This window comes from Fictibacillus nanhaiensis, from assembly GCF_049537595.1.
GTDB lineage: Bacteria > Bacillota > Bacilli > Bacillales > Fictibacillaceae > Fictibacillus > Fictibacillus nanhaiensis_F.
The window spans coordinates 176,251-190,052 of sequence record NZ_JBMULM010000003.1 but is presented as its reverse complement, the minus strand read 5'-3'; the positions used below and the strand labels follow the sequence as shown (position 1 = coordinate 190,052).

Annotated in this window: 12 protein-coding genes; 6 read left to right on the top strand and 6 right to left on the bottom strand. The window is 40.0% G+C overall.

Annotation, left to right across the window (positions count from 1 at the left end; all coding sequences use genetic code 11):
- Nucleotides 1-58 precede the first annotated feature (58 nt).
- From proB to ACOZ9X_RS16245, 3 genes are all read left to right on the top strand, one after another.
- A complete protein-coding gene (gene proB / locus ACOZ9X_RS16255; RefSeq protein ID WP_423419119.1) occupies nt 59-1,192 on the top strand; it encodes a glutamate 5-kinase in 1,134 nt (377 codons plus the stop codon).
- Between the two features lie 47 nt (nt 1,193-1,239).
- Nucleotides 1,240-2,511 (top strand): glutamate-5-semialdehyde dehydrogenase, encoded by a 1,272-nt coding sequence (locus tag ACOZ9X_RS16250; RefSeq protein WP_423419118.1) that lies wholly within the window; start codon nt 1,240-1,242, stop codon nt 2,509-2,511.
- A 111-nt stretch (nt 2,512-2,622) separates the two neighbouring features.
- A complete protein-coding gene (locus ACOZ9X_RS16245) occupies nt 2,623-3,420 on the top strand; it encodes a nuclease-related domain-containing protein (protein ID WP_423419117.1) in 798 nt (265 codons plus the stop codon).
- Between the two features lie 591 nt (nt 3,421-4,011).
- Here the strand turns inward: ACOZ9X_RS16245 and qoxD are convergent.
- The 5 genes from qoxD to ACOZ9X_RS16220 all read right to left on the bottom strand — a co-directional run bounded on the left by qoxD (nt 4,012) and on the right by ACOZ9X_RS16220 (nt 9,754).
- Complete coding sequence (qoxD, locus tag ACOZ9X_RS16240) at nt 4,012-4,434, bottom strand: cytochrome aa3 quinol oxidase subunit IV (RefSeq protein WP_153238217.1); 423 nt, start codon at nt 4,432-4,434, stop codon at nt 4,012-4,014.
- Nucleotides 4,427-5,047, bottom strand: a complete 621-nt coding sequence (qoxC, locus tag ACOZ9X_RS16235; protein WP_423419116.1) for a cytochrome aa3 quinol oxidase subunit III — start codon at nt 5,045-5,047, stop codon at nt 4,427-4,429. Before qoxC ends, qoxD begins: the two co-directional genes overlap by 8 nt.
- Before the next feature lie 14 nt (nt 5,048-5,061).
- Nucleotides 5,062-7,002 (bottom strand): cytochrome aa3 quinol oxidase subunit I, encoded by a 1,941-nt coding sequence (qoxB, locus tag ACOZ9X_RS16230; RefSeq protein ID WP_423419115.1) that lies wholly within the window; start codon nt 7,000-7,002, stop codon nt 5,062-5,064.
- 18 nt (nt 7,003-7,020) lie between these two features.
- The gene (qoxA, locus tag ACOZ9X_RS16225) at nt 7,021-7,995 is read right to left on the bottom strand and encodes a cytochrome aa3 quinol oxidase subunit II (RefSeq protein WP_423419114.1); all 975 of its coding nucleotides are present in this window, start codon (nt 7,993-7,995) and stop codon (nt 7,021-7,023) included.
- Nucleotides 7,996-8,401: 406 nt separating this feature from the next.
- Entirely contained in the window at nt 8,402-9,754 is a 1,353-nt protein-coding gene (locus ACOZ9X_RS16220; protein ID WP_423419196.1) for an L-cystine transporter, read from the bottom strand.
- Nucleotides 9,755-10,265: 511 nt separating this feature from the next.
- Here ACOZ9X_RS16220 and ACOZ9X_RS16215 point away from each other — a divergent pair.
- The 3 genes from ACOZ9X_RS16215 (at nt 10,266) to ACOZ9X_RS16205 (ending at nt 12,638) form a co-directional block, all read left to right on the top strand.
- The gene (locus ACOZ9X_RS16215; protein ID WP_423419113.1) at nt 10,266-10,718 is read left to right on the top strand and encodes a DUF2269 family protein; all 453 of its coding nucleotides are present in this window, start codon (nt 10,266-10,268) and stop codon (nt 10,716-10,718) included.
- Between the two features lie 62 nt (nt 10,719-10,780).
- Entirely contained in the window at nt 10,781-10,942 is a 162-nt protein-coding gene (locus ACOZ9X_RS16210; protein ID WP_186320646.1) for a hypothetical protein, read from the top strand.
- Between the two features lie 139 nt (nt 10,943-11,081).
- Complete coding sequence (locus ACOZ9X_RS16205) at nt 11,082-12,638, top strand: ABC-F family ATP-binding cassette domain-containing protein (RefSeq protein ID WP_423419112.1); 1,557 nt, start codon at nt 11,082-11,084, stop codon at nt 12,636-12,638.
- 53 nt (nt 12,639-12,691) lie between these two features.
- Here ACOZ9X_RS16205 and ACOZ9X_RS16200 read toward each other — a convergent pair whose 3' ends face one another.
- Complete coding sequence (locus ACOZ9X_RS16200; RefSeq protein ID WP_423419111.1) at nt 12,692-13,669, bottom strand: nuclease-related domain-containing protein; 978 nt, start codon at nt 13,667-13,669, stop codon at nt 12,692-12,694.
- Nucleotides 13,670-13,802 lie beyond the last annotated feature (133 nt).

Below are 13,802 nucleotides of genomic sequence, written 5' to 3'. Positions count from 1 at the left end.
ATTCTGAACGGAAAATATGTTGTTATAACTTACAAAACAGGAGTGATTTTCTAAAGATATGATAATAAACGAATCAAAAAACAAGCGTATTGTAATTAAAATTGGATCTAGTTCTTTAACAAGTAGACTTGGCGATATTAGCAGACATAAATTAGAGCGTCTCGTTGATGAAGTTGTTAAATTAAAAGACGACGGCCACGAGGTGTTACTTGTATCATCAGGTGCAGTGGCAGCAGGATATAGACGTTTAGGTTGCTTGAATCGCCCTACTTCCCTGGCTGAAAAGCAAGCAGCTGCATCGATCGGACAAGGTTTGTTAATGGAATCTTATTCAGAACGTTTTATCTCTCACGGTTATACCGCTTCACAGATTTTAATTACGAGAAGTGACTTTTCCGACCGTGATCGTTATCATAATGCTCGAAATACGATTAACGTTCTTTTAGATCGCGGAATCATACCAATCGTAAATGAAAATGACACAGTTACAGTAGAGAGACTTAAGTTTGGTGACAACGACACGCTTTCGGCAAAAGTGGCAGGACTTGTTGATGCTGATCAGCTTATCATCCTTTCTGATATCGATGGGCTTTACACAGATGATCCTCGTAAAAACCCTGATGCAAAGCTTTTAACAAAAGTTAGTGAAATCACACCAGAGATCGAAGAATCCGCAGGAGAACCTGGAAGTGCGGTAGGTACTGGCGGCATGCGTTCAAAGATCGATGCATTTAAGATTGCAATGGCTTCTGGAATTTCATCTTTCCTTGGCAACGCAACTTCACCAGATATCATTCACAAAGCCGTTATCGGTAAGGCCAGAGGAACGTATTTTGTTCCTGGTAAAAATGAATTCAATCTTGATACAAAGCGTCAATGGATTGCTTTCCACTCTGGTCCAGAAGGTGAGATTGTGGTCTCGAATAAAGCGAAGCAAGGTATTGATGAGCTCAAAAGTCTTTATCCTACAGGCATTCGCTACGTAAGTGGTCACTTTAAAAAAGGTTCAGTTGTTCGCATCAAGGATTTAGACGGAAATGAAGTGGGTCTTGGCGTTTCAAATTATTCTTCCAAACAATTAATTAAGATTAAAGGTATCTCGCGTGACGAGCTAGCTGAAGTCGGTCCTGAAGAAGCCATTAATAACAATGATCTAGTCTGCCACACTCGTTTGGCAGTACCTATTCACTAATATAGATTCACGAAAATGTGAGGTTTAAAAATACAAGGAGGCGTTGGATGAGTACTTTTAAAAGTACAACCAAAAATATTGATGTGAAAGATCAAGCAAAGTTAGCACAAGAAGCTTCAAAAAAACTGGCATTACTCAATGAAGAAGATAAAAATGAAGCACTACTGGTGATTGCTGATACGTTAGAAAATGAAACAGGTTTTATTTTAGAACAAAACAAAAAGGATCTAGTTAATGGTGAAAACAATGATTTCTCTGAAGCTTTAATGGATCGTTTGCTCTTAACAAAAGACCGCGTTAAAGAGTTTGCAAACGGACTACGCGAAGTTGTTGAGTTAAAGGATCCTGTAGGGGAAATTCTGTCTGACTGGACACTTGATAACGGATTAAACGTAGAGCAAATTCGTGTACCATTAGGCGTGATCGGTATGATTTATGAAGCACGACCAAACGTAACAGTGGATGCAACAGGACTTGCATTAAAATCAGGAAACGCCATCGTATTAAAAGGCGGATCGAATGCTATACATTCAAACTCAGCAATTGTCTCTGTTATTCATAAAGCATTAAAAGCAACAAAAATTCCAGAAGATGCTGTACAATTTATTGCTTCTACAGATCGCGAAGCAGCGGGTCAATTGTTTACGATGAAAGAACATATTGATGTGTTAATTCCTCGCGGCGGCGGAAATCTGATTAAAACGGTTGTCGAGAATGCTACAGTACCAGTCCTAGAGACCGGTGTCGGCAACTGTCACATCTATGTCGATCAGTTTGCTGATTTGGATAAAGCTCTCTCTATAATGGAGAACGCCAAAACAGATCGACCGGCTGTTTGTAATGCCGCAGAGACGTTTATTTTCCATGAAGCATGGCTGAATGATCATGCTGGTCAAGTTACAGCTCTTTTTGAAAAGTACGATATTGAAGTGCATGGTGATGAAAAAGCAGCAGAGTTATTGCCTGATGTAATACCTGCCAATGAAAAAGATTGGGCTGAAGAATATTTAAGCTTAGCCGTTGCAGTTAAAGTGGTTAGCTCTGTCGAGGAAGCTGTTGCCCATATTGAACGTTATGGCACAAAGCATTCTGAAGCCATCGTAACTGAAAATCCAGAGAATGCCGTTACTTTCTTAAATCGTGTTGATGCTGCTGCTGTATACCATAACGCATCTACGCGCTTTACGGATGGATCAGCCCTAGGATTTGGAGCAGAGATCGGTATATCCACTCAAAAGCTTCATGCTCGTGGTCCAATGGGACTGCCAGCACTAACGACGAGTAAGTATCGTATGACTGGTGACGGACAGGTTAGATAATTATATTGTAAACAGTCCCGTAGTCGGGGCTGTTTTTTTTGTCCTTTTTTGTAGAAATAAAGAAGGTGAAGTTAAGATGGTGAGAGAATGTCTTTAAAAAGGAGGTCGTTTATGTTAGTTAAAGACCGCGAAAAGTCTATAAGGATAAGGAAGCTTGAAGTTATGCAACGACGAGTGATTAAGCTTCACTCCAAATATTTAACCATGGAAGATGAATTAAGCGGTAGGTTAGTCGGCCATCATGGTGAACAGTCGAATGACTACTTTTTAAAACCTTTCCGGGACTTTTCTGTTATGCACGACCTGAGGCTTACAGCGCACGAAAGTTATTTTCAGATCGACACCCTACTTCTCTCCCCTCGTTATCTTTTAAACCTCGAAGTGAAATACATTACGGGAACTTTGGTTTTTGACCATCTCAACCAAGTCATCAGAATAAAGGATGATGGATCCGAAGAGGCTTTTCGAAATCCTATTTTCCAAGTAAAGCGCCAACAATCTCACCTTATTGAATGGATGACAAAAAAACGAATACCTCCAATCCCTGTTCGCTCATTGGTTGTGATGAGCAATCCGAGAACCATTATTAAAGCACCTCCCTCAAATAAAGATGTCCTTCATTACATTACCCATAGTCCCTATTTGCAGGAGAAAATTAACGTGATTGATAAGATGTATACGGACGAGAAGCTGACGCTAAAAGAGGTCAATAAACTCTCCAAGATGCTTGTTCAACATCATGTACCCGAAAATCCTGATCTTCTCAAAAGGTATGGCATTGAAGAAAAAGATATTATCAAAGGCGTTTATTGTACGGAGTGTTTTTATTTGCCGGTTGTGCGAAAAAAAGCTATTTGGCATTGTCCCAAATGTTTGTATAAAAGTAAAGACCTTTTCTTCACTTTCTGATTATATCCTTTTGTTTGGAAAAAGCATAACTAATAAACAGTTATGTGAGTTCCTTTGTCTTTCGTCCAGGCATACAGGAAAGCGACTACTAAATGATATGAATTTACCCCATACAGGTGGAAAGAATGGGAGAGTTTACACACTACCTGACCCTTATTGAGAATCTTAAGGAGCCGATGACAAAAATTTTGATTCGCTCATAAACTTCTCGAATCGCTCATAAACTTCTCGAATCGCTCACAAACTTCCTGAATCGCTCACAAACTTCTCGAATCGCTCATAAACTTTCTGAATCGCTCACAAACTTCCTGAATCGCTCATAAACTTCTCGAATCGCTCATAAACTTCTCGAATCGCTCACAAACTTCTCGAATCGCTCACAAACTTCCTGAATCGCTCACAAACTTCCTGAATCGCTCACAAACTTCTCGAATTGCTCATAAAATTCTCGAATCGCTCACAAACTTCCTGAATCGCTCACAAATCTACAATTTACTAATACAAACACGTATAAAGACCAATAAAACACACAAAAAACCCCTTGCTAAAAGGTCAATCCCTTAGCAAGAGGCTTTAACATACTAGTAAATCTTATTCATGACTCCCATGTTCACCCGAATCATGCTCACTACCTCCACCATGATTCTCATGGTTCTCAGTCTTCGGTGCATGCTGATCTTTATCATGCTTCGCGTGACCTGCTGTCATTACCCAAACTGAACCGATTACGATAACGATCGCAACGAATGCTGCAAAGAGGATGTTACCGATCTGTACACGGCTCGTCAGGTTACTCTTAGTTGAGTTCTCTGTTACGTGCATGAACATCAAGAGTTGAAGAGCAGCTTGCAAGAACGCAAATCCGAAAATAATAATTAAGATCCAAGTTAACGATAAATCTGTTTCTAGTGCAATCCAAAGTGCGAACAATGTGAGCACGATGGATAAAACGAAACCGATTAAATGCTTCCACGGAAAGCCGTGGTGTTCATTAGCTACAGTTTTATTAGCCATGATGCGTCACCATCCCCATCAGATAAACGGCTGTGAAGATAAAGATCCACACTACGTCTAAGAAGTGCCAGTAAAGACTGGTGATGAAAACTTTTGCAGATGTAGCTGGCGTTAAACCACGCTTAGCTACTTGAATCAAGACCATGGTTACCCAGAAGATACCGAACGTTACGTGGGCACCGTGAGTACCAACGAGAACGAAGAATCCTGACCAAGCTGCGCTTGTACCGATGTTTGCACCTTCATGAATGAAGTGTAAGAACTCTTGAATCTCGAAGTAAAGGAATCCTAAACCAAGACCAAGTGTAATCGCCATCCATGTGATCAAACCCTTTACATTGTGACGGCGCATCTCATGCACCGCTAGTCCGCAAGTGAAACTACTTGTTAAGAGCAAGAACGTTTGAATTAATAAACTTTCTACCTCGAACAGTTCACCAAGAGCCGGACCATCAGCAACACGATGAGATAAAACCATATAAGTTGCAAATAACGTCGCGAACAACGCGATTTCTGCCCCTAGGAAAATCCAGAAACCGAGAATATTTAAACGCCCAGTCTCCGAACGATACTCTAAAGGCGTGTTGGGGTCGTGTGTTTCTGCATGTGCCATTTTTTCACGCCTCCTTATTTAGAAATCTTTTCTGTTTCGATTACTTCTTCAACACTTACATAATAACCATCATCATACTCAAATGAACGATAGAACAATGTTCCAAACACACCGATTATTCCAAAGATGGCCATCCACATCCATTCGAATACCATTCCGAATCCGGCAACAAAGAAGAAGGATGCCATGATGAAAGGAACACCAGAGTTACTTGGCATATGAATCGGTTTAATATCTTCAGCTTTTAGCTTATCAACTTTTCCAGCTTGCTTTTGTCTCCAGAAGTGGTCAAGACCTGTTACTTCAGGAATCTTAGCAAAGTTATAGAATGGAGGCATTGCTGTAGGTGTAGACCATTCTAACGTACGGCCATCCCAAGCATCTCCAGTTGTTTCACGCTTCGCGTAACGGAAGCTGTAGTACATGTTGTAAACAAGAATTAAGAATGCGATACCCATCATGAATCCACCGATCGTAGATACCATGTTCAATGGACCCCAGCCAGACTCTTCGCTGTACGTGTAAACACGACGAGGCATACCGTCTAGACCAAGGAAGTATTGTGGGAAGAAACATACGTTAAATCCGATTGTGAATACCCAGAATACCCATTTACCGATACGTTCGTTCAGTTTGTAACCAAACATCTTCGGATACCAGTAGATCAAACCAGCGAAACAAGCAAATACTGTACCTGCGATCAACACATAGTGGAAGTGAGATACTAGGAAGTATGTGTTGTGGTACTGATAGTCAGCAGCTGCCATAGCTAGCATGACACCTGTAACACCACCGATTACGAAGTTCACGATAAATCCGAGTGACCAAAGCATCGGGGTCGTAAATTGAATCTTACCTCTGTACATCGTAAACAACCAGTTAAAGATCTTAACCCCGGTCGGTATACCAATCGCCATCGTTGTGATGGAGAATACAGAGTTAACAAGTGCTCCTGAACCCATCGTAAAGAAGTGATGGACCCAAACCAAGAAACTGTATCCTGCGATTAAAAGCATAGACCAGATCATGGCTTTGTAACCAAATAGCGTTTTTCTAGAGAACGTAGAGATGATCTCTGAGAACATACCAAACGCCGGTAGAATTACGATATATACCTCTGGGTGACCCCATAGCCAGAAAAGGTTCGCCCAAAGCATATCCATTCCTGCTCCTTGTAGAGTGAAGAAATGGCTGCCGAATAAACGGTCAAATGTCATAAGTGCTAGTGCTACAGTAAGAATTGGGAAAGCGAAAATAATGATTACCATTGTTACAAGTGATGACCACGTGAACATTGGCATACGGAACAATGTCATTCCCGGCGCACGCATCTTAAGGATCGTTACTAAGAAGTTAATACCCGTTAAGAGCGTACCAATACCTGCGATCTGTAGACCGAGCAGATAGTAGTTCTGTCCAGGTCCTGGACTGAGCTCGTTACTCGCAAGCGGCATGTAACTCGTCCAACCTGCTGATGGAGATCCACCAATAACGAATGAGATGTTGAACAACATCGCACCAATAAAGAACGTCCAGAAACTAACTGCGTTTAAATAAGGATAAGCTACGTCACGAGCTCCGATTTGTAATGGAACAACAACGTTAATTAAACCTATCAAGAACGGCATCGCCATGAAGATGATCATGATCGTACCGTGTGTTGTAAAGATTTCGTTATAGTGCTGTGAATCGAGGAACTTAGCCTCTGGAACCGCTAGCTGTGTACGCATTAAAAGGGCATCTACCCCACCACGGAACAGCATTAAGACAGCGGAAACGATATACATGATACCGAGTTTTTTATGGTCAACTGTTGTAAGCCATTCGTCCCACAACCATTTCCACTTTTTATATTTAGTAAGATAGAACAGGATACCCACCATCGTTAGTACGATGGATACGTCAGCACCATAAATCATCGGGTCGCCTGTTACGAAAAATTCATCCCATTTCATATTGAAATGCCTCCTCTGTTAATGGGCATGAGAATCCCCATGAGACTCTGATTCTTCAAGCTTCTTCATCTCTTCTTCACGCTTTTTCTTTTCTTCCTTCCCTGCTTTTGAGTGAGGAAGCTTCTCTTCATAACCTAAACGCTCGCGAGCATCTAGCGCGTACTCAGGGTTTTTAGCGTGGTCTACCCAATCTAAGTGAGTAGAAGAGAAAGTCATTTGTTTCACGTGACCAGGAAGCATAAGCTTGTCATACTGCCCCTTCGAAAGCTCAGGAGCATCAGCTTTTGTTTCGCTCGCCCATTTTTTGAACTCTGCATCAGACATAGCCATCACATCGAACGTATGGTTAGTAAATCCTTCTCCTGTAAAGTTAGAGTTACGTCCTTCATAAGTCCCTTGCTCGTCAGCTTGCAGATAAAGCTCTGTCTCCATGCCAGCCATCGCATATTTCTGACCACCTAACTGAGGTACCCAGAATGATGCCATTGAATCAGCTGAAGTCAGTTTGAACAAGACAGGTCGATCTTCAGGAATGTGAAGATAGTTCACTGTTTCGATATCTTGCTCTGGATAAGAGAACACCCATTTCCAGTTTACAGATGTTGCATGGATCACCAACGGTTTTTGATCTTTCGACTCTTCAGGAGGTCCTTCAAGAGAATAGATACTCTTTACCGTTGGAATCGATAATGCGATAACGATAATAATAGGAATGATCCACCAAATCGTTTCAAGAAGATGACTTCCTTCATTATCAGGATCATATCCTTTATGGTTTTTGCGATCACGATATTTATAAACAATAAAAGCAGTAAGTGCGTAAACAACTAGTAGGATAAATAACATAAACCAGATGGAATACATGATCAGATCCCTCTGTTCTGCTCCTACAGGTCCTTTTGGATCTAAAACAATCATATCGCTGCAGCCGCTAAGCATAAATACGGCCATCAATAACCCGAATGTAAAAAACGGCTTAAACCGTCGCATCACCAGGTCCACCTTCCTTTCTCTATTTACAAACATTTACTTTGCCTAATAAAAAACGAACCAAGAGTGATTATAGAGTATTGTGAACTAAATCACAATGTAAAACATAGGCAAAAATTTAAATGACAAAACCTTTGCTTTCATAGTACCAGAATCCTAATAAATGTGACTCTATCTACAACAAATGTCACGATTACTTCAAATAAAGCTCACAACTTTATCACAGTTTTGACATAGAATGTTCACGAATTTGGAAGAGACTTCTTTCATTGGTAAAGACTCTTGAGCTTTTTAAAAGTTCAGTTTTTACCTTTTACCCTAAATCCCACCAACGTACACCTGACTATGTAAACTTTACAAATAAAAAAACGACCTTGCCTCTTTAGACAAGATCGTTCATATTTATCCCTTACGCGCTTACTTCAACTTGGTTTTCGGTATCATTATAAACATTCGTATCAAGCTGTTTCTGCACCTTACTTGTTAAAAGTCCAGAAGTCATCGAACCACTTACGTTAACAGCGGTACGACCCATGTCAATCAATGGCTCAACAGAAATCAATAGACCTGCTAAAGCGATTGGAAGGTCCATGGCGGATAGTACAAGGATTGCCGCAAACGTCGCTCCACCACCAACACCCGCCACACCGAACGAACTTAGTGCGACAACGACAACAAGTGTTAATAAGAACGATGGAGACAATGGATCGATTCCGACTGTTGGAGCAATCATGACTGCTAGCATCGCCGGATAGATTCCCGCACATCCGTTTTGTCCGATCGAAAGACCGAATGAACCTGAGAAGTTTGCGATTCCGTCAGGTACACCCATGCTCTTTTGCGTACGAATATTTAAAGGAAGTGCTCCTGCACTCGTACGAGAAGTAAAAGCAAAAGATAGTACCGGGAATGATTTTTTCATATAAGTGATCGGGTTCAATCCTGCAAACGTTAAAAGCAACAAGTGAATCCCAAACATGATCAGCAAAGCAACATATGAAGCAATTACGAACTTCCCTAGTTTCGCTATGGCATCCATATCGCTGAGTGCGACTGTTTTTGTCATGAGCGCTAGAACCCCATAAGGAGTTAGTCGAAGAATTAACGTTACTACACGCATGATTACAGCATAGAAGGCATCAACAATTTTAGCAAAAAGTTCTGCGTGTTCTTCTTGCTTACGTTTTACTCCAAGATATGCTACTCCTAGGAATGCTGCAAAGATAACGACAGCAATAGTTGAAGTCGGACGCGCACCAGTAAAATCTAAGAACGGGTTAGCTGGTAATAATGAAAGAACCTGTTGCGGAAGCGTGAGATCTTTTACCTCTGCAAACGTGCCTTCCATTTCTTCACCACGAGCCGTTTCTGCATCTCCTTGCTCGATTTGAACAGCTTCAAGATCGAAAACCGTTGAAGTTGCAATTCCAACAACAGCGGCAATTGCAGTTGTACCAATTAATATTCCGATGATCAATCCACTAAGTTTTCCGATATTTCCTTTTAAGTTCAGACGCGTAAACGCTGAAAGGATTGAAATAAATACGAGTGGAACAACGATCATTTTTAAGAACGTTACATAACCGCCACCGACTAGATTGAACCAGTCAGTCGATTTAGCAGCAACCTCAGAGTCTGCTCCATATCCGTATTGAAGCCCAAGTCCAAATAGAATTCCTAGACCAAGCCCCGTAAACACACGCTTTGAAAATGAAACGTGCTTCTTTTGCATGTAATACAAAACACCTAATAGTATAAGCATAATTGCAATATTTGATAAAACTAAACCAGTAGTCACCTACAAGCCCCCCTTTAGTTAACTAAAGTAAAATTAATACAATTAAACCCATCTGTCAAGTAGGAATTACCAGCAGGTTATTTTTTAGCTGCCACCTCCTCACACAAAAAAAGACCAGCTTTAATAATGATTTAGCGAGTCATTAGTGTGTTTATGCTTTAGTCACAGGAGAAATATTTAGTTGTCATTCAGATATATTCATCCTAAAACTAAGATATGCTTGTTTTTGTAACAAATCCCTATGACTAGGTACTAAAGTTTGGCTAGAGGTTATTTTATACCGGTGGCTAAGCACATGAGCAACAGGTTTCAAACAATAAAACGTCGCACTCAATCAAAATAAATGAATTTCCAAACCTCTAACGAATGGGGAAAAAGGATAAAAGTCACCATTGAAAAAAAGGACTATTTTCCTGCATATCGTAATAAATTGGAGATGAGTAATCATTCATACATATTTAAAGGGGGAAATTTAATGACGTTTTACGAATCAATCGTACTTTTGCACATCTTAGCAGCAATAGTTGGACTCGGCGCAAGCTTCGCGATGCCAGTCGTAACTAAATTTGCTAAAACTACAAACCAAGCTCGCTTTGCACTTGAAGTTAACGCAAAGATTGAAACTCTACCGAAGATTGGCAGTTTAACACTTCTTGCATCTGGACTTTTATTAGGTTATTTAAATACTGCACTATTTAGTGAATTTTGGTATATCTCTTCATTAGTTATATATGTCCTTGCACAAGTTCTTGTTATTGGCATCATTCCAAAAAAACAGAAGCAGATGAGTGACATTCTGAATTCGCATGAAGGTGATGACCTTCCTGAATCTTACCGTACGGTTGATAGACAGCTGGATCCTTATATTTATTCTCTACATGGTTTAGCTGTTGTTATAATCATTCTAATGGTAGTGAAACCTTTTTAACATTCATAATTCCCTCTTCTCTTGGACACAATACGTTGTAAAGAGATGAGGAGTGAAAAAATATGGCACGAGGAAAATCATTCGAACATAAAAAACAGGGTCATCCAGGAAGATTTCCGGATAACACCCTTCAAAATCGACTGGTTGAAAAGTCGGATGAAACAGATTCAGTGAACCTTGCAACGAAAGAAGCATTTAAGAACCGAACTGGTGAGCAGGAATAGATGACATTAAAAGCACTCTTGGAAAATCTTCCATGGGTGCTTTTTCTTTTATGATTACGTATGCACCTATTGAGTTCCTTCCCCATTCAATACTATAATCAAGAGGGTACAAATTACTGACAGAAAAGGTGTTATATAGATGAGTATTTTAACGGTGCAAGGCTTAAGCCATGGTTTTGGCGATCGTGCCATATTTAATGATGTTTCCTTCCGCCTGCTTAAAGGTGAGCACATCGGCTTGATCGGTGCGAACGGTGAAGGTAAATCAACCTTTATGAATATTATTACAGGTAAATTAAAGCCTGATGAAGGTAAAGTAGAGTGGGCTAAAAAGGTGCGTGTCGGCTATCTTGATCAGCACACGGTTCTACAAAAAGGCATGTCGATCCGCGATGTATTGAAAAGTGCGTTCCAATACTTGCTCGACATGGAAAACGAAATGAACAGCATGTACGAAAAGATGGGTGAAGCAACACCCGAAGAGCTCGAAAAGATGCTTGAAGATGTTGGCGTCATTCAAGATACGTTAACGAACAACGACTTTTACGTGATCGATGCGAAAGTTGAAGAGATCGCTCGCGGACTTGGTCTTGATGATATCGGTTTAGATCGTGACGTACATGATTTAAGTGGTGGACAACGTACGAAAGTATTGCTTGCTAAGCTTTTATTAGAAAAGCCAGAGATCTTATTGCTGGATGAGCCAACAAACTATCTAGATGAGCAGCATATCGAGTGGCTCAAGCGTTATCTGCAAGAATACGAAAATGCATTCATCTTGATCTCCCATGATATTCCGTTCTTAAACAGTGTTATCAACCTGATCTACCACATGGAAAATCAAGAATTGAACCGTTATGTTGGAGATTACGACCACTTCAAATCCGTTCACGAGATGAAAAAGTCTCAGTTGGAAGCAGCATTTAAACGTCAGCAGCAAGAAATTGCCGGATTGAAGGATTTCGTTGCACGTAATAAAGCACGTGTTTCCACTCGAAACATGGCCATGTCCCGACAAAAGAAACTCGATAAGATGGATGTTATTGAACTCGCTAAAGAAAAACCAAAGCCAGAGTTCAATTTTAAAGAAGCACGCACACCAAGCAAGTTGATTTTTGAAACGAAAGATCTTGTTATCGGCTATGACGAGCCACTTTCTAAACCGTTGAACCTGCGTATGGAACGCGGTCAAAAAATCGCTCTAGTCGGTGCGAACGGTATCGGTAAAACAACATTGCTCCGTAGCATTCTTGGTGAGATTACGCCTGTTTCAGGTTCCGTTGAGCGCGGTGAAAACCTAGAGATCGGTTACTTCGAGCAAGAAGTGAAGTCCGCGAACTACAATACATGTATCGATGAAATTTGGAGCGAGTTTCCTGGTTTCTCACATCATGAAGTTCGTGCTGCTCTCGCGAAGTGTGGTCTAACGACTAAACACATCGAAAGTAAAGTAGAAGTGCTCAGTGGTGGAGAAAAGGCAAAGGTTCGTCTTTGTAAACTTATCAACCACGAAAACAATGTTCTTGTTCTTGATGAGCCAACAAACCATTTAGACGTAGAAGCAAAAAACGAGTTAATGCGTGCACTGAAGGCTTTCAAAGGTAGTGTGTTGTTGATCTCCCATGAACCTGAATTTTATAAAGAAGTTGCAAATGACGTCTGGAACTGTGAAAGCTGGACGACGAAGGTGTTTTAAGTAAATCTGTTTGCTAGCCCGCATCTTTTGATGGGGGTTTTTTATTTGGGATTTTATTTGGGTAAAGGTATGGTGTAGGTAGCGGCTTTTCTTTCACCGTTCGGCTTCAGTTTCATACTATAGAGGAGTTTTTTTACGGATGATTGTGATTGCATGTGGAGAAACGATCGTAGATCTTTGTTTTTGACCACAGGACTAAACAAAAGTGCATAATCAATGATTGCTTTTTTATGAGCATTCATATAAGTTTTGGAACACCTTGTACACAACCAGTTTCGATTTATTCTAATTAAAACGATCTGAGTACAGTTCGGACATAACACACCAGTTAAAATTTCATTGCGATGAATACTGAACAATTTTAAAATGTCAGGATTATGCGAAGTATGTTCTTTTAAGAGCAGAGAAGAAATTCTTTTCATATCTCGATTTTGAAGAATAACTTCAGATTCTAACATTTCTATTTCTTTGATTTTGTTAGGTAAGGTCCTACCTCTTATAATTTTTTGTGCGTTTAATCCGTACTTTGGGGAAATTCGAATATAAGATTTTGGATTCGTGATTACAACTAGAGTATGAATCGGAATTAGAGGGAATTTGTGTCTATATAGCCAATTAAACAAATGTTTCTTTTGTATTTCAACTTGATTTACAGGGTCTGGGAAAGTTTCATCTATCCCTTCTCTAGTACGCACAATCTGATCATATTGATGATCAAAATATAAATTTCCTATTAAGTTCTTAACTTCAATTATGATACAAAATCTTGGGTGGAGAATTAATGCGTCTAGTTGGAAACAAAGTTGATTGTTATCGTATCTGGGGATTCGCAAATCGTGGAAAATGTGGTAATTATCCTTTAGTAGTTCAGAAAGGTAATAATCTAGCGTTAACTCTCCTCTAAAGCCTGCTAGGTATTTTCTATAGTTGGTCTCAATCAGTTGCTTCTGAGTATGATTTGGGAGAATTCTTTCTAATAAAACTTCAAATTTTAATAGTTTAAGCGGTTTGGTTCTAGTTTTTTTAATCAATTTATCACTTCCTATTATACTTGGACATGAACAGTTGATTCGCTAACTATGGTGGAAAATCCTTTTTTAGTATTAGTTATTTTTATAGGCCCTAAATTTGGTTTTATAGGCCCTAAATTTCTATTTATGGGCC